The organism is Kocuria sp. (assembly GCF_030530945.1).
Taxonomy (GTDB): domain Bacteria; phylum Actinomycetota; class Actinomycetes; order Actinomycetales; family Micrococcaceae; genus Kocuria.
Genome location: NZ_JAUMTZ010000010.1, coordinates 36,202 through 55,799, shown reverse-complemented (window position 1 = coordinate 55,799; position 19,598 = coordinate 36,202). Strand labels below are relative to the sequence as shown.

At 70.8% G+C, this 19,598-nt stretch carries 16 protein-coding genes; 10 read left to right on the top strand and 6 right to left on the bottom strand.

What is annotated here, in order from left to right:
* Positions 1-5: 5 nt before the first annotated feature.
* From Q4A22_RS09395 to secG, 9 genes are all read left to right on the top strand, one after another.
* Complete coding sequence (locus Q4A22_RS09395) at positions 6-695, top strand: 1-acyl-sn-glycerol-3-phosphate acyltransferase (RefSeq protein ID WP_303178889.1); 690 nt, start codon at positions 6-8, stop codon at positions 693-695.
* A complete protein-coding gene (gene uvrC / locus Q4A22_RS09390; protein WP_303178887.1) occupies positions 688-2,757 on the top strand; it encodes an excinuclease ABC subunit UvrC in 2,070 nt (689 codons plus the stop codon). Before Q4A22_RS09395 ends, uvrC begins: the two co-directional genes overlap by 8 nt.
* Positions 2,758-2,815: 58 nt before the next feature.
* Entirely contained in the window at positions 2,816-3,733 is a 918-nt protein-coding gene (gene rapZ / locus Q4A22_RS09385; protein WP_303178886.1) for an RNase adapter RapZ, read from the top strand.
* A 27-nt stretch (positions 3,734-3,760) separates the two neighbouring features.
* Positions 3,761-4,834: a uridine diphosphate-N-acetylglucosamine-binding protein YvcK gene (yvcK, locus tag Q4A22_RS09380; protein ID WP_303178885.1), complete on the top strand. Its 1,074-nt coding sequence runs from the start codon at positions 3,761-3,763 to the stop codon at positions 4,832-4,834.
* Positions 4,835-4,886: 52 nt separating this feature from the next.
* The gene (gene whiA, locus Q4A22_RS09375; protein ID WP_303178884.1) at positions 4,887-5,876 is read left to right on the top strand and encodes a DNA-binding protein WhiA; all 990 of its coding nucleotides are present in this window, start codon (positions 4,887-4,889) and stop codon (positions 5,874-5,876) included.
* A gap of 232 nt (positions 5,877-6,108) precedes the next feature.
* Positions 6,109-7,116 carry a type I glyceraldehyde-3-phosphate dehydrogenase gene (gene gap, locus Q4A22_RS09370; RefSeq protein WP_303178882.1) on the top strand — a complete coding sequence of 336 codons (1,008 nt, stop codon included), beginning with the start codon at positions 6,109-6,111 and terminating at the stop codon, positions 7,114-7,116.
* Between the two features lie 79 nt (positions 7,117-7,195).
* Positions 7,196-8,428: a phosphoglycerate kinase gene (gene pgk / locus Q4A22_RS09365; RefSeq protein WP_303178881.1), complete on the top strand. Its 1,233-nt coding sequence runs from the start codon at positions 7,196-7,198 to the stop codon at positions 8,426-8,428.
* Between the two features lie 42 nt (positions 8,429-8,470).
* Positions 8,471-9,286, top strand: coding sequence for a triose-phosphate isomerase (tpiA, locus tag Q4A22_RS09360; protein WP_303178878.1), 816 nt, complete (start codon positions 8,471-8,473; stop codon positions 9,284-9,286).
* A 174-nt stretch (positions 9,287-9,460) separates the two neighbouring features.
* Complete coding sequence (secG, locus tag Q4A22_RS09355; protein ID WP_303178875.1) at positions 9,461-9,715, top strand: preprotein translocase subunit SecG; 255 nt, start codon at positions 9,461-9,463, stop codon at positions 9,713-9,715.
* Positions 9,716-9,809: 94 nt separating this feature from the next.
* On the opposite strand, the gene pgl is transcribed toward secG, so the two are convergent.
* The 6 genes from pgl to tkt form a co-directional block, all read right to left on the bottom strand.
* Entirely contained in the window at positions 9,810-10,592 is a 783-nt protein-coding gene (gene pgl, locus Q4A22_RS09350) for a 6-phosphogluconolactonase (protein WP_303178872.1), read from the bottom strand.
* On the bottom strand, positions 10,589-11,602 hold the full coding sequence (locus Q4A22_RS09345) for a glucose-6-phosphate dehydrogenase assembly protein OpcA (RefSeq protein ID WP_303178869.1): 1,014 nt from the start codon (positions 11,600-11,602) through the stop codon (positions 10,589-10,591). Before Q4A22_RS09345 ends, pgl begins: the two co-directional genes overlap by 4 nt.
* A complete protein-coding gene (gene zwf, locus Q4A22_RS09340) occupies positions 11,599-13,137 on the bottom strand; it encodes a glucose-6-phosphate dehydrogenase (RefSeq protein ID WP_303178867.1) in 1,539 nt (512 codons plus the stop codon). The genes Q4A22_RS09345 and zwf overlap by 4 nt, the downstream gene beginning before the upstream one ends.
* Before the next feature lie 36 nt (positions 13,138-13,173).
* Entirely contained in the window at positions 13,174-14,778 is a 1,605-nt protein-coding gene (locus Q4A22_RS09335) for a glucose-6-phosphate isomerase (protein ID WP_303178865.1), read from the bottom strand.
* Positions 14,779-14,890: 112 nt separating this feature from the next.
* Positions 14,891-15,997: a transaldolase gene (tal, locus tag Q4A22_RS09330; protein WP_303178862.1), complete on the bottom strand. Its 1,107-nt coding sequence runs from the start codon at positions 15,995-15,997 to the stop codon at positions 14,891-14,893.
* Between the two features lie 92 nt (positions 15,998-16,089).
* Positions 16,090-18,201 (bottom strand): transketolase, encoded by a 2,112-nt coding sequence (gene tkt / locus Q4A22_RS09325; RefSeq protein WP_303178860.1) that lies wholly within the window; start codon positions 18,199-18,201, stop codon positions 16,090-16,092.
* Positions 18,202-18,616: 415 nt separating this feature from the next.
* On the opposite strand from tkt, the gene Q4A22_RS09320 reads away from it, so the two are divergent.
* A complete protein-coding gene (locus Q4A22_RS09320) occupies positions 18,617-19,513 on the top strand; it encodes a heme o synthase (protein WP_303178932.1) in 897 nt (298 codons plus the stop codon).
* Positions 19,514-19,598 lie beyond the last annotated feature (85 nt).

The following is a 19,598-nucleotide window of genomic DNA, read 5'->3' as shown; positions in this document are numbered from 1 at the left end:
GGGCGATGTTCACCCAGTACGACCTGACCAAGGCCACGGTGGCCCGGGCACTGAAGCTGCTGTGCCGTCCCGTGGTCACGGGGCTGGACCGGCTGCCCGAGACGGGACCGGTGATCGTCGCGTCCAACCACCTCTCGTTCCTGGACTCCGTCATCATCTCCGCGTTCCTGCCCCGGCGTGTGAAGTTCATCGCCAAGGCCGAGTACGTGAACAGCCCGGGGCTGAAGGGCCGTCTCATGCGGGAGGCCTTCGAGTTCATCGACATCATCCCGGTGGCCCGCGGCCAGCAGAGCGAGTCCGTGGCCGCGCTGGCCCCCGCCGTGGAGCACCTCGAGCGCGGGTGCGTGTTCGGCATCTACCCCGAGGGCACGCGCTCCCGTGACGGCTACCTCTACCGGGGCCACTCCGGGGTGGCGTACCTGGCCCACCTCACGGGCGCTCCCGTGCTGCCCGTGGGGATGATCGGAACCCAGCGGCTGCAGCCCCCGGGGGCCACCATGATCCGGCCGGCGAAGTTCGAGATGCACGTGGGGGAGCCCATCACCGTGGCCCGCTCCGGCGAGCGCCAGACGGGAAGGATGCGCAAAGAGCTCGTGGAAGAGGTCATGACCACCATCGCGGGGCTCTCGGGGCAGCCGCGCAAGGACGTCTACAACGTGTCCCCGTCCGCGGAGAAGGACCTGGGGCGTGGCTGATCCGGCGAGCTACCGGCCGGCTCGTCAGGACATCCCCACGAACCCGGGGGTCTACCGCTTCCGGGACGAGCACGGCCGCGTCATCTACGTGGGCAAGGCCAAGAACCTGCGCAACCGGCTGTCCTCGTACTTCGCGCCCCTGCACCAGCTGGCCCCCAAGACCCGCGCCATGGTCACCACCGCCGCGGCGGTGCAGTGGACCGTGGTGGGCTCGGAGTTCGAGTCCCTGCAGCTGGAGTACACCTGGATCAAGGAGTTCGCGCCCCGGTTCAACATCGCGTACCGGGACGACAAGTCCTACCCGTACCTCGCGGTGACCATGGCCGAGGAGGTCCCGCGGGCCATGGTCACGCGGGGCGAGAAGAAGCCGGGGAACCGGTACTTCGGCCCCTACTCGCAGGCGTGGGCCATCCGGGACACCCTGGACGCGCTGCTGCGGGTCTTCCCCGTGCGCACGTGCACCAAGGGGGTGTACCAGCGCGCGGAGCGCAGCGGCCGGCCGTGCCTGCTCGGCTACATCGACAAGTGCTCCGCCCCGTGCGTGGGCGCCATCTCCCAGGAGGACCACCGCCGGCTCGCGGACGACCTCTGCCGGTTCATGGCGGGCCACGCCAAGCCCTACATCCGCGAGCTGACCCGGCAGATGAACGAGGCCGCCGAGCGCATGGACTTCGAGACGGCCGCGGCGCGCCGGGACGACGTGGGGGCGCTGGAGCGCGCCTTCGAGCGCAACACGGTGGTGCTCGCGGACACCACGGACGCCGACTTCTTCGCGATCGCCGAGGACGAGCTCGAGGCCGCCGTGCAGGTGTTCTACGTGCGCGGCGGGCGCATCCGCGGTCAGCGCGGCTGGGTGACCGAGAAGGTCGAGGACGTCACCACCGCGGAGCTCATGACCAACCTGCTCCAGCAGGCCTACGGCGAGGTGCAGTCGGGGCTGGACCCGGCGGCGTCGTCCCCCCGGAAGAAGGGTGCCCGCCAGGGCAGCGAGGACGTGGTGGGCCAGCACCGGCGCACCTCCGAACTGGCCTACCGCCAGGACACGGTCCCGCGCACCGTCTACGTCTCCGACATGCCCGCCGAGGCGGACGGGATCCGCGGCTGGCTGGGGGAGCTGCGCGGGTCCCAGGTGAGCATCCAGCGACCCCAGCGCGGGGACAAGGCGCAGCTGCTCGAGACCGTGGCCGAGAACGCCCGCCAGGCCCTGGCCCTGCACAAGTCCCGGCGCGCGGGGGACCTGACCACCCGTTCCGCGTCCCTGCAGCAGCTGCAGGAGGCGCTCGGGCTGCCGGACGCCCTGATGCGCATCGAGTGCTACGACATCTCCCACGTCCAGGGCACCAACGTGGTGGCCTCCATGGTGGTCTTCGAGGACGGGCTGCCGCGCAAGTCCGAGTACCGCAAGTTCTCGGTGACCGGCGACGCCGCCCGGGACGACACCGCCTCGATGTACGACGTGATCCACCGCCGCTTCGCCCGCCACCTGGAGCAGCAGCGCCGCGCAGCCGAGAAGGGCGTGAGCTCCGGAGAGGTCGCGGCGGACGCCGAGGAGCCGAGCTCGCGGGCCTTCGCCTACCCGCCCAACCTCGTGATCGTGGACGGCGGCCCGCCCCAGGTGGCGGCCGCGCAGCGCGCCCTGGACGACCTGGGCGTCACGGACGTGCACGTGGTGGGACTCGCCAAGCGCCTGGAGGAGGTGTGGGTCCCGGACGACGAGTTCCCCGTGATCCTCCCGCGCGCCTCCGAGGGGCTGTTCCTCATGCAGCGCGTGCGCGACGAGGCCCACCGCTTCGCGATCACCTTCCACCGCCAGAAGCGCTCCAAGGCCATGACGGTCTCCGCGCTGGACGAGATCCCCGGTCTGGGCCCCGCCAAGCAGAAGCTGCTGCTCGCCCACTTCGGATCGGTGAAGAAGCTGCGCGCGGCCTCCGCCGAGGAGATCCTGGAGGTCAAGGGCTTCGGCCCGGCCCTGGCCGTGAAGGTGGCCGAGGCGCTGGGCGGGCGCGCCGCGGCGTCGTCCGCGCCCGCGGTCGACACCGCCACGGGCGAGCTGCTCGAGTGAAACTGGTCTACCCTGAAGGGGAACCTTGCACTCGGCAGATCAGGCGGTCCGTCACCCCATGAGCACCCCACCACCGGATGCCGGCAGCGTCCCGCTGGAACCCCTGAAGCCTCCCACCACGGAGCTGCTGATCGTCACGGGGATGTCCGGCGCCGGGCGCTCCACGGCGGCCAACGCACTGGAGGACCTCGGCTGGTACGTGGTGGACAACCTCCCGCCGCAGATGCTGGGGACCCTGGCGGACCTCGCCTCGCGCGCCCCGCAGACACTGCCCAAGCTCGCCGTGGTGATCGACGTGCGCGGCAAGGCGCTGTTCAACGACATGCGCGAGACGCTGGCGGCCCTGGAGACCTCCGGAGTGGAGTTCTCGGTGCTGTTCCTGGAGGCCTCGGACGAGGTGCTGGTCTCACGCTACGAGCTCCAGCGCCGCCCCCACCCCCTGCAGGCCGGGGGGCGGATCCTGGACGGCATCAAGGCCGAGCGCGAGCTGCTGCGTGACCTGCGGGAGGCCGCGGACTCCGTCCTGGACACCACGTCCTTCAACGTCCACGCCCTCACCAAGGCCGTGGCGGACATGTTCTCCACGAGCGGTCCCGTGGTGCTCCGCCTGACCGTCATGAGCTTCGGCTTCAAGTACGGCGTGCCCGCGGACGCGAACTTCGTGGCGGACGTCCGCTTCATCCCGAACCCCCACTGGGTGCCCGCCCTGCGGCCCCGCACGGGCAAGGACCCGGAGGTGCGCGACTACGTGTTCGCCACGGACGGCGCCAAGACGTTCGTGGACCGCTTCGTGGGCATGCTCGAACCGGTCTTCGCGGGGTACCGCAACGAGAGCAAGCACTACGCGACCATTGCCATCGGATGCACAGGAGGCAAGCACCGTTCAGTGGCGATCACCGAGGACGTGGCCCGCAGGCTCGGCAAGTCCCCGCGCGTGACCGTCAACATCCAGCACCGGGACATGGGCCGAGAGTAGTCCCCGCCCCCATACGTTACGGATCTCATGAGCAACTTCCCCACCACGGGCGCGCTGCCCCGGCTGCCGCTGAGCAGCCGCCGCGACGTGGACCCCTACCACTCCCTGGACCCCTCGGCCCGTGACTCCCTGACCGACGCGGACTCCGTGGTGGCCCTGGGCGGCGGCCACGGGCTTTCCGCGAGCCTCTCCGCCCTGCGGCTGCTGGCGCCGGCGCTGACCGCGGTCGTCACTGTTGCCGACGACGGCGGCTCCTCCGGTCGGCTGCGCACGGACCTGGGCGTGCTGCCGCCAGGGGACCTGCGCATGGCGCTGGCAGCCCTGTGCGACGACTCCCAGTGGGGGCGCACGTGGAGCGACGTGATGCAGCACCGCTTCAGCGTCAAGGCCCACCCGGACGAGGGGCTGGACAACCACGCCCTGGGCAACCTGCTGATCGTCACCCTGTGGGAGCTGCTGGGCGACCCCGTGGAGGGGCTGCGCTGGGCCGGGGCGCTGCTCGGCGCCCGGGGGCAGGTGCTGCCCATGAGCCGCGTCCCCCTGGTGATCGAGGGTGACGTCTCACCGGGCAGCGACCCCACGGCGGCGTGCCCGCCGGAGTCCGTCACGCGCACCGTCACCGGCCAGTCCCGCCTGGCCAAGGAGGCGGACGTGTGCAACGTGCGGCTCTGCCCGGCGGACGCCCCGGCGTGCCCGGAGGCCCTGACCGCCGTCGAGGAGGCGGCGTGGGTGGTGCTGGGGCCGGGCTCGTGGCACACCTCCGTGCTCCCGCACCTGCTGCTGCCCGAGCTGCGCGACGCCATCTGCGCGTCCCCCGCCAAACGACTGGTCACCCTGAACCTCTCCCGGGACTCGGAGACCCTCAGCATGGGCTCGGGGGACCAGCTGCGGGTGCTGCAGCGCTACGCCCCGCAGCTGCGCCTGGACGTGGTCCTCGCGGACCCCTCCGCCACCGAGTCCCCCAAGGACGTGGAGGCCGCCGCCGCGCAGCTGGGTGCGGTGGTGCACTGGGACTCGCTGCGCGACACCGACGGCAGCCCGGTGCACAACCCCTTCAAGCTGGCGGCCGCCTACCAGCAGATCATGAACGCAGAGCGCTGAGCGGGCTCGCCCGCGAGCACTCCCCCCGGACTCGGCAAGGAGATCGACACCCATGGCATTGACCGCCTCGGTCAAGGAAGAACTCGCGCACCTGCAGGTCCGCAAGTCCGCGGTCCGCGCGGCGGAGCTGTCAGCGCTGCTGCGCTTCGCCGGCGGGCTGCACATCGTGGGCGGGCGCATCGTGGTGGAGGCGGAGCTCGACACCGAGTCGGTCGCGCGTCGGGCCGCCCGCACGGTCGGAGAGGTCTTCGGCCACGCGTGCGAGCTCGGGGTCATCAGCGGCGGTGGGCTGCGCCGCGACCGCACCTGGGTGGTGCGGGTGGCACGGGACGGCGAGGCGCTGGCGCGCCGGACCGGGTTGCTGGACGCACACGGCCGTCCCGTGCGGGGCCTGCCTCCCACGGTGGTCAACGGCAGCGTGGAGGAGTCCGCGGCCGTGATCCGTGGGGCGTTCCTCGCGCACGGGTCCCTCACGGAGCCCGGGCGCGCCGCGGCCATGGAGTTCACCTGCCCCGGCCCGGAGGCCGCCCTCGCACTCGTGGGCTCGGCCCGCAGGCTGGACGTGCTCGCCAAGGCCCGGCAGGTGCGGGGCGCGGACCGGGTGGTGGTGCGGGACGGGGACACCATTGCCGCCCTGCTCACCCGGCTGGGCGCCCACCGCGCCCTCCTGCAGTGGGAGGACCGCAGGATGCGCAAGGAGGTGCGCGCCACGGCGAACCGGCTGGCGAACTTCGACGACGCCAACCTGCGCCGCTCCGCCCAGGCCGCGGTCACCGCCGGCGCCAAGGTGGAGCGCGCCCTCGACATCCTCGGCGAGGACGCACCCGAGCACCTGCGTGCAGCCGGGCGGCTGCGGGTGGCGAACAAGCAGGCGAGCTTGGACGAGCTGGGGCGGCTCTCGGACCCGCCCCTGACCAAGGACGCGATCGCCGGGCGGATCCGCCGGCTGCTGGCCATGGCCGACCGCCGTGCTGAGGAGCTGGGCGTGGCCTCCACCTCGGAGTTCGCCGCGCGGGCTGGGCAGGGCGGCCACCGGGCCTGAGAGGGCCCCGGGTGCATGCGCCCATGTGGGTTCGTGTGGGAAAACCGGATGTTCATCCGAATCGTGCCTCCCAGCACTGTCATCCGGGCGGTGTTCTCGATAGAATGGGACCGAAAGACCCGGTGGCCAGCACCCGCCCCGCACGATCCGATGTGGTTTTGATACCGATTGGTTTCGAATCCACATCGAGGCAGGCGCGGACCACCCACCCCGACATACAGAGGAGATCGCAGTGACAGTCAAGGTTGGCATCAACGGTTTCGGGCGCATCGGCCGCAACTTCGCGCGGGCGCTGTACACCCACCACGGCCACAACATCGAGCTGGTGGCCGTGAACGACCTCACCGATCCCAAGACCCTGAAGCACCTCTTCGAGTTCGACTCCGTGATGGGCCGTCTCAACGCGGACGTCTCGCTCGACGGCGACGTCATGACCGTGGACGGGCACGAGGTGAAGTTCCTCGCCGAGCCGGACCCCTCCAAGCTGCCGTGGGGCGAGCTGGGCGTGGACATCGTCATCGAGTCCACCGGCCGTTTCACCAAGGGCCCCCAGATGCAGGCGCACCTGGACGCCGGCGCCAAGAAGGTCGTGCTCTCCGCCCCGGGCAAGGAGGTGGACGGCACCTTCGTGTACGGCGTGAACCACGAGACGTACGACTCCGCCACCATGAACCTGGTCTCCGCGGCGTCCTGCACCACCAACTGCCTCGCGCCGCTGGCCAAGATCCTGAACGACGAGTTCGGCGTCGAGCGTGGCCTGATGACCACCATCCACGCCTACACCGGTGACCAGCGCCTGCACGACGCCCCGCACAGCGACCTGCGCCGTGCCCGCGCCGCCGCCCTGAACATCATCCCCACCACCACCGGCGCCGCCGCGGCCGTGGGCCTGGTGCTCCCCGAGCTCAAGGGGAAGCTGGACGGCTACGCTGTCCGCGTGCCCGTGCCCACCGGTTCCCTGGTGGACCTCACGGTGGACGTGGAGAAGGACGTCACGGTCGAGTCCGTGAACGCCGCCGTGAAGAAGGCCGCGGAGGGCCCCTACAAGGGCATCGTGGAGTACTCGGAGGAGGCCCTGGTCTCCAAGGACATCGAGGGCTACGACGTCTCCACGGTCTTCGACGCGCCGCTCACCAAGGTGATCGACAACCAGGTCAAGGTCGTCGCCTGGTACGACAACGAGTGGGGCTACACCATCCGCCTGGTGGACTTCGTCTCCTACGTTGCGGATAAGCTCTGAGTTGAGTCCGCTCAGTGGCGCCGGTGCCCAGCGGGTACCGGCGCCACTGTCGTCACTGCGTGTTCACATCTGGGAAGGGATGACGGAAATGGCCAAGTCGCTGGACGATCTCATTGCCGAGGGGGTCGCGGGTCGCCGCGTGCTCGTGCGCTCGGACCTCAACGTGCCGCTGGACGGCTCCACGGTGACCGACGACGGGCGCGTGCGCGCGTCCCTGCCGGTCCTGGAGAAGCTCGTCGACGCCGGAGCGCGGGTCATCGTGATGGCCCACCTCGGACGCCCCAAGGGCACGGTGGACCCCAAGTACTCCATCAAGCCCGCCGCGGACCGGCTCGCCGAGCTCTCCAAGGCTCCGGTCGTCGTCGCCACCGACGTGGTGGGCGAGGACGCCAAGGCCAAGGCCGAGGCGCTGCAGGACGGCCAGATCCTCGTGCTGGAGAACGTGCGCTACGACCCGCGTGAGACCTCCAAGGACGACGCCGAGCGCATGGCGTTCGCCGAGGAGCTCGCCGCGCTGACCGGAGAGAACGGTGCCTACGTGGACGACGCCTTCGGTGCGGTGCACCGCAAGCACGCCTCCGTCTACGACATCGCCCACGTGCTGCCCGGCTACCTGGGTGACCTGGTGAAGACCGAGGTGGACGTGCTCACCAAGGTGATCTCGGACCCCGAGCGCCCCTTCGTGGTGGTCATGGGCGGTTCCAAGGTCTCCGACAAGCTCGCCGTGATCGAGAACCTGATCGGGAAGGCGGACTCGCTGCTGATCGGCGGCGGCATGGTCTTCACCTTCCTCGCCGTCCAGGGCCACGCCGTGGGCTCGTCCCTGCTGGAGCAGGACCAGATCGAGACGGTCAAGGGCTACCTCGACCGCGCCGAGAGCGCGGGCACCGAGATCGTGCTGCCGGTGGACGTCGTCTACGCGGCCCGGTTCGCCGAGGACGCCGAGCACGAGGTGCGCCCCGTGGCGGACATCGAGGGCGGGAAGATCGGCGAATCCGGGCTGGGCCTGGACATCGGGCCCGAGTCCGCCGAGCTGTTCGCGCAGAAGATCGCCTCCGCCCGGACCGTGTTCTGGAACGGCCCCGTGGGCGTGTTCGAGATGGCTGCCTTCGCCAACGGCACCAAGGCCGTGGCGCAGGCGCTCGTGGACTCGGACGCCATGTCCGTGATCGGCGGCGGCGACTCCGCCTCGGCGGTGCGCAACCTGGGGTACCGCGACGACCAGTTCGGCCACATCTCCACCGGCGGCGGCGCCTCCCTCGAGTTCATCGAGGGCAAGGAGCTGCCCGGCGTGGTGGCCCTGGGCGCCTGAGCCCCCGTTCCGTCCCATGGCCCGACACGAAGGAGAACCAGCATGACCACGCAGACCAACGGTGCTTTCGACCGCACGCCCCTGATCGCGGGCAACTGGAAGATGAACATGGACCACACGCAGGGTCTGGCCCTGCTCCAGAAGCTCGACTGGACGCTGAAGGACACCAAGCACGACTTCTCCCGCGTGGAGGTGGCCGTGTTCCCGCCGTTCACGGACCTGCGCTCGGTGCAGACGCTCGTGGAGGGTGACGGGCTGCAGGTCCGCTACGGGGCGCAGGACCTCTCCGACCAGGACTCCGGCGCGTACACCGGGGACATCTCGGGCCAGTTCCTCGCCAAACTCGGCTGCACCTACGCCCTCGTGGGGCACTCGGAGCGCCGCAGCATCCACGGCGAGTCGGACGAGATCTGCCGGGACAAGGTCCGTGCGGCCATCCGCCACGACCTCACCCCCATGCTGTGCGTGGGGGAGGGTCTCGAGGTGCGCCAGGCCGGCAACCACGTGGACTACACCCTCGAGCAGCTGCGCGGCAGCCTCGCGGAGCTGACCGCTGGTGAGCTGGACGGCCTCGTGGTGGCCTACGAGCCCGTGTGGGCCATCGGCACCGGAGAGGTGGCCGGCCCGGAGGACGCGCAGGAGATGGCCCACGCGATCCGCCAGGAGCTCGAGTCCCTCTACGGCGCCGACTTCGCCCGGGGGACCCGCATCCTGTACGGCGGTTCCGTGAAGTCCTCCAACGTGGCCTCCATCCTCGGTGGCGCGGACGTGGACGGCGCCCTGGTGGGCGGTGCGAGCCTGGATGCGGAGGAGTTCGCCAAGATCGTCCGCTTCGAGCAGCACCTGGTCACCGACTGACCACCGTGCACCGACCACGGTGAGGCGGGCACCCCGTGGATCTCTGGCCCAGCGGGTCAGTGAGCCGGTTCGGGTGCCCGCGGGTCACGGCGGTACACTGGCCCGCGAGTCCTGAGGCGGGCCCCACCGACCCCGCCCACACCCCTGACGAGAACCCCTGAAACGAGGCAGTTCGTGGAGATCCTCCAGATCGTCCTGCAGGTGATCATCGTGGTCACCAGCATCCTGTGCGTCATGTTCGTGCTGCTCAACAAGGGCAAGGGCGGCGGTCTCTCGGACATGTTCGGCGGGGGCATGACCCAGTCGCTGAACACCTCCGGGGCGGCGCAGAAGAACGTGGTGCGCATCACCACCGTGCTGGCGATCGTGTGGGCGCTGGCCATCCTCAGCTACGGACTGCTCATGCGCTTCAGCCCTGCGGTGGCCTGATCCATCCACGTGAGGCACGAGAAAGGCCCGGACCGTGAGGTCCGGGCCTTTCTCGTGCGTCGGGGCGCCGTGCCTGGGCCAGGAAGCGCGTGGGCTAGGAGGCCTCGGGATCCTCCGGAACGCCGGGCAGGGCGTCCTCGGTGACGAGCCACAGCGTCTCCTGGAGGCCGCGCACCGCGCTGCCGGGGGCGTCGACGGCCCCCACATCGGGGCTGCGGATGGCCGCGAGGGCGTCCGCCTTCCCCTCACCGGACACCAGCAGCCACACGCGCTGCGCGGAGTTGATCGCCGGGAGTGACAGGGTGATCCGCGTGGGGGGCGGCTTGGGCGAGTCCGTCACGTGGAACACCGTCTCGTCCGCGCGCAGCACGTCCTCCCGCCCGGGGAACAGCGAGGCCACGTGCGTGTCCGGCCCCAGACTCAGCAGCGCCACGTCGAACACCGGCAGTCCGGTGTCAGAACCCTCCAGCTCCGCCGCGGTGGCCAGCTCCCGGCGGTAGTCCGCCGCGGCCTCCTCTGCGGTGGGGATCTCGTCGGAGCCGGCAACCGGGTGCACTCGGTCCCAGTCCATCTCCAGGGAGGCGTCCCACGCGTCCGCGGCCTGCACGCCGTTGCGCTCCGGGTCCGCGCCGGGAAGGTAGCGCTCGTCGGACCACCACACGTTCACGCGGGACCAGTCCACGGCCTGGGCATCCGCCTGCCGGGAGAGCTCCTGGATCACGCGGGTGCCCATGCTCCCTCCCGTCAGCAGGATGGTGGCCTCACCGCGCTCGTCCTGCGCGGCCTCCAGGACCTCCAGGACCCTGCGGGCGGTCTCGCGGGCCAGCCGGTCCGCGCCGTCGTGGGGCACCAGTCGGGGCTCGGGCCGCGCACTCACGCATCCTCCCGCGCAGAGTCTTCACCGGCGACGTCGGCGGCCACCGACCGGGGGAGGGGGGTCTCCGAGTCCGGGTCGTCCGCGGTGCGTGTGGTGATCTGCGCCTGCGCGAGACCCGTGCCGATGACCTCCCCGTAGACCTCGTCCGCGTCCAGGCGGCGCAGCTCCTCCGCGAGGCACGCCTTGAGGTCGCGCACCGGCATGGCGATCTGCTGCTCCGGCTGACCGGGCTGGGTGAGCACCGCCACGCTGCGCCCGGGCCGGTCCAGCTCCACCGCGCCGTCGTCCGTGAGCAGCGCCACCCGGTCCAGCGCCCGGCGCGAGGAGTCCGCCACGATGGTGGCGGGGGCGTGGAGCTTGCTGGACAGCCACACCCCGAGCAGAACCATGGACGGCGCCAGACCGGAGCCCTCCAGGACGATCTCGCTGACCGTCACGGGACCCACCTGGTCCAGCACCGCGGCCAGCTGGATGCGCCAGTTGGTGATGCGCGTCCACGCGAGGTCAGTGTCCCCGGGGGTGTACTGCCGGGACAGCTGGGCCAGGGCCGCGAAGGGGTCGTCCGCGCGGGACGAGTCCGTGATGCGCCGGTGGGCGATCCTGCCGATCGACGTGCGGCTGGGGTTGTCCGGGAAGTCGTGCGGCCACCACGCCACGATGGGCGCGTCCGGCAGCAGCAGCGCCGAGACGAGGGTCTCGGTGGGCTCCGCGAGATCGCCGTAGCCGTGCATGAGGATGACCTCGGACGCGCCGGCGTCCCCGCCCATGCGCAGCTGCGCGTCCAGACGGGTCTCGTCCGAGCGGGAGTGCGCCACGTGCACGATGATCCGGCACGGGTGCTCGTGGCTCGCGTAGTTCGCGGCCTCCACGGCCATCTCCGAGTGCCCGGCCTGGGCGAGGATCACCAGGGTCAGCACACGGCCCAGTGTCACCACGCCGTTCTCGTCCCGCAGCTGGTTGAGCTTCTTCTCGATCTTCGCCGCGGTGGTGTTCTCCATGTCGACTATCACGGTCGCCTCCAGACACGTCCGTCACGAGCCATCAGCTCGTGCGCCGCCGCGGGTCCCCAGGACCCGGGCTCGTAGGGTTCGGGCATCACCCGGTGCTCAGCCCAGTAGTTCTCGAAGGGGTCCAGGATCTTCCAGGACAGCTCCACCTCGGAGTGGTCCGGGAACAGCGGCGGCTCACCCAGCAGGACGTCGAAGATCAGCCGCTCGTACGCCTCCGGGCTGCTCTCCGTGAACGCGTGGCCGTAGCCGAAGTCCATGGTGACGTCACGGATCTCGGACTGCGTGCCCGGGACCTTGGACCCGAAGCGGATGGTCACGCCCTCGTCCGGCTGGATGCGGATCACGATCGCGTTCTGGCCGAACTCGTCGTTGTCGGTGTCGCGGAAGAGCAGGTTCGGCGACTTCTTGAACGCCACGGCGATCTCCGTGACCCGCCGCCCCAGCCGCTTGCCCGCGCGCAGGTAGAACGGCACCCCGGCCCAGCGGCGGTTGTTGATGTTCACCCGCAGCGCGGCGAACGTCTCGGTTCGGGAGTCCGCGGGGATGTCGCTCTCCTCGTGGAAACCCTTCACGAACTCCCCGCCCTGCAGCCCGGAGGTGTACTGGCCCAGGGCGGAGTGCTCCCCGAGGTTCTCCGGCAGCACCACGGACTCCAGCACCTTCGCCTTCTCGCGCCGCAGGTGGTGCGCGGAGAAGGAGGCCGGCTCCTCCATGGCGGTCAGTGCCAGCAGCTGCAGCAGATGGTTCTGGATCACGTCCCGAGCCGCGCCCACGCCGTCGTAGTACCCGGCGCGGGAGCCGATGCCGATCTCCTCGGCCATGGTGATCTGCACGTGGTCCACGTAGCGGGTGTCCCACAGCGGCTCGAACATCTGGTTCGCGAAGCGCAGCGCCAGGATGTTCTGCACCGTCTCCTTGCCCAGGTAGTGGTCGATGCGGAACACGCTGTCCGGGCGGAACACGCGCTCCACGATCGAGTTGAGCTCCCGTGCGGACTCCAGGTCGTGGCCGAAGGGCTTCTCGATGACCACGCGACGCCACCCGGTGCAGTTCTCGCTGTCCGCCAGGTCGTGGTCGGCCAGCCGCTGGCACACCACCTCGAACGCCTTGGGCGGGATCGAGAGGTAGAAGGCGTGGTTGCCCCGCGTGCCCCGGTCCCGGTCCAGCTCCTCGAGGGTCTGCGCGAGCCGGTCGTAGGCGTCGTCGTCGTCGAACTCGCCGCGCACGAACCGCAGCCCCGAGGCGAACTGGTTCCACAGGTCCTCGTTGTAGGGCGTGCGGGCGTGCTGGGTGACGTTCTCCTTGACGTACTCCGCGAACTGGGCGTCGTCCCAGTCCCGGCGCCCGAAGCCCACCAGAGAGAACGCGGGGGGCAGCAGGCTGCGGTTCGCGAGGTCGTACATGGCCGGCAGCAGCTTCTTCTTGGCGAGGTCGCCGGTCACGCCGAAGAGCACGAGGGCCGACGGCGCGGCCACGCGCGTGAGCCGCCGGTCACGCGGGTCCCGCAGGGGATTCTGTGGTGTCGTGTCAGGCACGGGGTTCCTGTCCGGTTGCTGGTCGATGATGGGTGCTCACAGCGCGTCCGCGACCTCGAGCAGCTGGGCCACCCCGGCCGCGCGGTCCGTGAGGCGCAGGCGCAGCACGGGACGGTCGTGCTCGCCCAGCACCGCGGCGTCGCCGTCCGCCTGGGCCCCGATGAGCTCGCCGAACGTGAAGGGGATGCCGGGGATGTCCACGTCGGTGTCGGTGGCCGCGGTGATCTGCAGGTACACGCCCTGCGCGGGACCGCCCTTGTGGTACTGGCCGGTGGAGTGCAGGAAGCGCGGGCCCCAGCCGAAGGTCACGGGGCGGCCTGTGCGCCGCGCGAGAGTGTCCCGCACGGACTCCAGCTCGGTCCACCCCAGGCGGTCGAAGTACGCCTGGACGCTCACGTAGCCGTCCTCGGGGAGCTGGGAGAGCAGCGCCGTGAGCGCCTCGCGCACCGTTGTGGCCCCGCCGAGCAGCGACTCGCTGCCGCGGATCTCGATGGCCCCGTCCGTGGCCGCGGCGGGGGAGGGCTCGGGCTTGGAGGCGAGCAGCTCGCGCGTGGCGGCCTTCGCGGACTCCACGTCCGGCTGGTTGTACGGATCGATCCCCAGCAGCTTCCCGGCCACCGCGATCGCCACCTCGAAGGCGAGCATCAGACCGCTCAGCGAGCCCGCCACGCGCACGCCGTCGCCGGAGACGACGTCCGTGTCGTCCTCGGCCACGAGGGAGACCACCAGCACGTCCGGGGCGTCAGAGCTGAGCTCCGGGGCGGCGTCGTCCACCACCACGGGCAGCACGCCCGTGCCGGACTTGCCGGTGGACTCGGCGATCAGCTGCTCGGCCCAGTCGGGGAACCCCGCGAAGGGCGCGCCCCGGTCCACGAGCACGATCTTGTCCCGCAGGGGAGAGGTGCCACCCAGCACCGCCCCGAGCTGCAGGCCCATGTTGTCCTCGTCGTCCTCGCGCAGCATCTCGGCGGCCTCCTCGGCGTCGTCGAGCAGCGCCGCGATGTCCACCCCCGCCAGACCGGAGGGGACCAGGCCGAACGCGGTGAGGGCGGAGAACCGTCCGCCCACGTTCGGGTCCGCGTTGAAGGTCTTGCGGTAGCCGGCCTCGCGCGAGGCGCTGTCCATGGGGGACCCGGGATCGGTGACCACCACGATGCGCGACGGCGCGTCGATCCCCGCGCGCTCGAAGGCGTCCAGGAACACACGCCGCGCCGAGTCGGTCTCCACGGTGGAGCCGGATTTGGACGAGACGACCAGTGCAGTGTGCTCGAGGTCCGTCAGGGCCTGGGAGACCATCTCGGGGTCCGTGGAGTCCAGCACGAACAGCTCCACCCCGGCGCTGCGGGTGATGACCTCGGGGGCCAGGGAGGACCCGCCCATGCCGGCCAGCACGAAGCGCGTGACCCCCTCACGGGCGAAGTCGTCGCGCAGCTCCATGATCTCGGGAACCAGCGGGCGGGAGATCTCCGCGGCCGCTGTCCACCCGAGACGAACGGCGGCCTCCTCCTCCGCGGCGGGGCCCCACAGGGAGGGGTCCTGCTGGAACAGCCTGGACGCGAACCTCTCGGCGACCAGGTGCGGCACGTGCGTGTCGATCGCCTCTCGGGCGGAACCGGATGCCTGCAATGACAGTGAGCTCACGGGGAGCCTCCTCGAACTGACGGTGTGGACGGTGGTGCGAGATGGGCGGCGCCGGGACCCGGCTGCGGGAGGGCGGACGGGTCCCGGCGCGGTGGTGCGGTGCGGGGTGGTCTCAGCGGGCCTGGTGGAGCGCGGTGCGCACGGTGCTGAGCAGCTCGTCCCAGGACGCCTCGAACTTGTCCAGACCCTCGGTCTCGAGCTGCGCCACGACCTCCTGGTAGGACACGCCCTGCTCGGCGACCGCGTCGAGGACCTTCTCGGAGTCCTCGTAGGTGCCCGTGATGGTGTCCCCGGTGACCTCGCCGTGGTCGAAGGTGGCGTCGAGGGTCTTCTCCGGCATGGTGTTGACGGTGTTGGGCGCCACCAGCCCGGTCACGTAGAGGGTGTCCGGCAGGTTCGGGTCCTTCACGCCGGTGGAGGCCCACAGGGGGCGCTGCGGGTTGGCGCCGGCGGCGGCGAGCCGCTTCCAGCGCTCGGTGTCCAGCTGCTGCTCGTAGACCTGGTACGCGAGCCGGGCGTTGGCAAGCCCCGCCTTGCCCTTGAGGGCCGCGGCCTCGTCCGTTCCCACGGCGTCGAGGCGCTTGTCCACCTCGGAGTCCACGCGGGACACGAAGAAGGAGGCCACGGAGTGGATGGTGGAGAGGTCCTTGCCGTTCTCCAGCGCCTGCTCCAGGCCCTCCATGTAGGCGTTGATCACGCCGCGGTAGCGCTCCAGGGAGAAGATCAGGGTCACGTTGACCGAGATGCCCTCCGCGATCGTGGCCGCGATGGAGGGCAGGCCCTTCTCCGTGGCGGGGATCTTGATCAGGGCGTTGGGCCGGTTGATGGTCTGGGACAGCTTCTGGGCCATCGACGAGGTGGCGTCCGCGTCCTGCGCGAGCCGCGGGTCCACCTCGATGGACACCCGTCCGTCCACGCCCTGGGTGGCCTCCGCGATCGGGGCGAACAGGTCGCAGGCGTCACGGACGTCGTCGGTGGTGATCTGGAACACGGCGTCGTCCACCGAGCTCCCTGCCGCGGCGAGCTCGGCCACCTGCTCGCGGTAGGACTCGCCGTCGGCCAGCGCCGCCGCGAAGATCGTGGGGTTGGTGGTCACGCCCACCACGTTCTTGGTGTCGATCAGTTCCTGCAGGTTGCCGCTGGTCAGTCGCTGGCGGGAGAGGTCGTCCAGCCAGATGGAGACGCCGGCGTCGGAGAGCTTCTGCGTGGGGGTGGTCATGTGTGTCCTCCGTGGTCTTGTGAGGTCTGCGGGCCCGTCGGGCGGAGAGGCGGTCGGCGTCCCGCCCGACGGGCGTGGTGTGGTGCGAGGGGTCAGCGCGCGGCGGCGATGGACTCCTGGGCGGCCTCGGTCACGGCCTCCGCCGTGATGCCGAACTCGCGGTAGAGGGTCTGGTAGTCCGCGGACTCGCCGAAGTGCTCGAGGGAGACGGCGCGGCCGGCGTCCCCGAGCAGGTCGTTCCAGGACATCCGCACACCGGCCTCCACGCTCACGCGCGCCTTCACGGCGGAGGGGAGCACGGACTCTCGGTAGTCGCGGTCCTGGGCGTCGAACCACTCGCGGCACGGCATGGACACCACGCGGGCGGCCACCCCCTGGGACGCGAGCTGCTCGCGGGCGGTCAGCGCCAGCTGGACCTCGGAGCCGGTGCCGATCAGGATCACGTCCGGGGTGCCCTCGGTGTCGGCCAGCACGTAGCCGCCGCGTGCCACGCCCTCGGCCGAGGCGAACTTCTCGCCCTCGGCGTCCGGGTGCAGGTCCTCACGGGCGATCGTGGGCAGGTCCTGGCGCGTGAGCGCGAGACCCGCCGGGTGCTCGTGGTTCTCCATGATGGTCCGCCACGCCACGGACGTCTCGTTGGCGTCCGCCGGGCGCACGACGTCGAGACCCGGCAGCGCGCGCAGCGAGGACAGCTGCTCCACGGGCTGGTGGGTGGGGCCGTCCTCGCCCAGACCGATGGAGTCGTGGGTCCAGATGTAGATGGAGGGCACCTTCATGAGCGCACCGAGGCGCACGGCGGGGCGCTGGTAGTCCGAGAAGATCAGGAACGTGCCGGAGAAGGCGCGCGTCTGGCTGCTCATCACGATGCCGTTGACGATCGACGCCGCGGCGTGCTCGCGGATCCCGAAGTGCAGCACACGGCCGTACGGCGAGCCGTTCCACTTGCTGGTGGAGCGGCTGGCGGGGATGAACGAGTCCGCGGAGTCGATCGTGGTGTTGTTGGAGCCGGCGAGGTCGCACGAACCGCCCCACAGCTCGGGGAAGGTGTCCGCGATCGCGTTGATGACCTGGCCGGAGGCCTTGCGGGTGGCCACGGCCTTGCCCGCGGGGAACGTGGGGAACGCCTCGGCGTAGTTCTCGGGCAGCTCCTGGTTCTTGATGCGGTCGTAGAGCTCCGCCTTCTGCGGGTTGGCCTCGCGCCACGCCTGGAAGGTCTTCTCCCACTCGGCTCGCTCCTGCTTGCCGCGCTCGGCCACCTCGCGCACGTGCGCCATGATCTCGGGCTCGATCTGGAACGACTTCTCCGGGTCGAAGCCCAGGACCTTCTTGGTCTCGGCGATCTCCTCGGCACCCAGGGCGGAGCCGTGGGCGGCGCCCGTGTTCTGCTTGGTGGGGGCGGGCCAGCCGATGATGGTGCTCAGCGCGATGATCGAGGGCTTGTCCGTGACCTTGGTGGCCGCCACGATCGCGTCGTACAGGGCCTGGACGTCCTCCTTGTACTCCCCGCCGTTGCGCCAGTCCACACGGGCGGTGTCCCACCCGTAGGCGCGGTAGCGCTCCAGGACGTCCTCGTTGAACGCCACGTTGGTGTCGTCCTCGATGGAGATCTTGTTGTCGTCGTAGATGACCACCAGGTTGCCGAGCTCCTGGGTGCCCGCGAGCGAGGACGCCTCGGAGGTGATGCCCTCCTGGAGGTCCCCGTCGGAGGCGATCACGAAGACGTTGTGGTCGAACGGGGACTCGCCCCGGGGGGCGTCGGCGTCGAACATCCCGCGCGTGTAGCGCTGGGCGTACGCGAAGCCCACCGAGGACGCGAGGCCCTGGCCCAGGGGGCCGGTGGTGATCTCCACGCCCGTGGTGTGGCGGTACTCGGGGTGGCCCGGGACCTTGGAGCCCCAGGTGCGCAGGGACTCGAGGTCCGCCATCTCCAGGCCGTAGCCCGCGTAGAAGAGCTGCATGTACAGCGTCAGGGAGGTGTGGCCGGGGGAGAGGATGAAGCGGTCGCGGCCCGTCCAGCGGTCGTCCGAGGGGTCGTGGCGCATGATCTTCTGGAACAGCAGGTACGCCACGGGCGCCAGGGACATGGCGGTGCCGGGGTGGCCGTTGCCCACCTTCTGCACGGCGTCCGCGGCCAGGACACGGGCGGTGTCCACGGCCCGGGCGTCCTTCTCGGTCCAGTTCAGCGGTTGGTCAAGGTTCGGCACGGTGGCGAGCCCCTTTCGTGGGAGGTTGTCGGCGTTTCCGTCGGTTCCCGGCCGCGGGCTCCCGGGGGAGCGGGCGAGCGGCGCGGGGCGCGGTTCCTCGACCCACCTTAGTCCGCCCTCACCTCACCCGTCAGCGGTGCCGAGGGCGAACAGCGCCGCCGTGCGTCGTGGGCGCGCTCACCACGGCGGGGCAGGCACCCGGCGGCTATACTGGTGACCGGGTGCGGGCAGGACCCGCCCCACCCGGACACTCCCGCCGCAGCGGCGGGCCACCCACCTCGTTTGGAGCACCGATTCCGTGAACCCCCTCGACACCGCCACGCACCCGGATCCCTCCGGGTCTCCCGCGTCGCACGGACACGGGGTGACCGGGACGCGGATCGCGGAGGTCGCACCGGTCGGGTACGAGGGCCCCATGACCCCCGGTCGCAAGATCCGGGCCTACGTGGCGCTGACGAAGCCCCGGATCATCGAGCTGCTGCTGGTGGCCACCATTCCCACCATGTTCTTCGCCCAGCAGGGCGTGCCGAACCTGTTGCTCGTGCTCAACACGCTGGTGGGCGGAACCCTCGCGGCCGGTGCCGCCGGGGCTTTCAACTGCTACATCGACCGCAACGAGGACCGTCTCATGCGGCGCACGGCCAAGCGCCCGCTGGTCACGGGAGAGGTCAGCGACCGCGAGGCCCTGGTGTTCGCATGGGTCCTCTCCGCCGTGGCGGTGGCCTGGCTGACCCTGGGCATCAGCGTGCTGTGCGGGGTCCTGGGTGTTCTGGCCATCGCGCTCTACGCCGTCTTCTACTCCATCATCCTCAAGCGCCGCACCGCCCAGAACATCGTGTGGGGCGGGATCGCCGGGTGCATGCCCGTGCTCATCGGGTGGGCGGCCGTGCGCGGCACGCTGGAGTGGCCCGCACTGGTGCTGTTCGCGTTCATCTTCCTGTGGACCCCGCCGCACTACTGGCCTTTGTCCATGAAGTACGCCGAGGACTACTCCCGCGCCGGAGTCCCCATGCTCGGCGCCACCGACTCCGCCCGCACCGTGGGCGCCCAGGTGGTCCTCTACGCCTGGGCCACCGTCATCTGCTCGCTCCTGCTGGTCCCCGTGGGCGGTGCCGGCTGGGTCTACGCCCTCATCGCGCTGGCCTCCGGCGCCTGGTTCACCTACCACTGCCACAAGCTCTACGGTCTGGCACGCGCGGGCAGGCCCACGCTGAAGCAGGCCATGTACGTGTTCCACGGCTCGATCGCCTACATCACGTTCGTGTTCGTGGGCGTGGCACTGGACCCGTTCCTGGGTGGTCCCGTCTTCTGACCCGTCCCGCCGGCGCCGCCCCTGGCGTGCGGTCTCCCTGCGGCTCGCCCGCGGCACCAGGTGTGTCCCCGGGCGACGCCGCCCT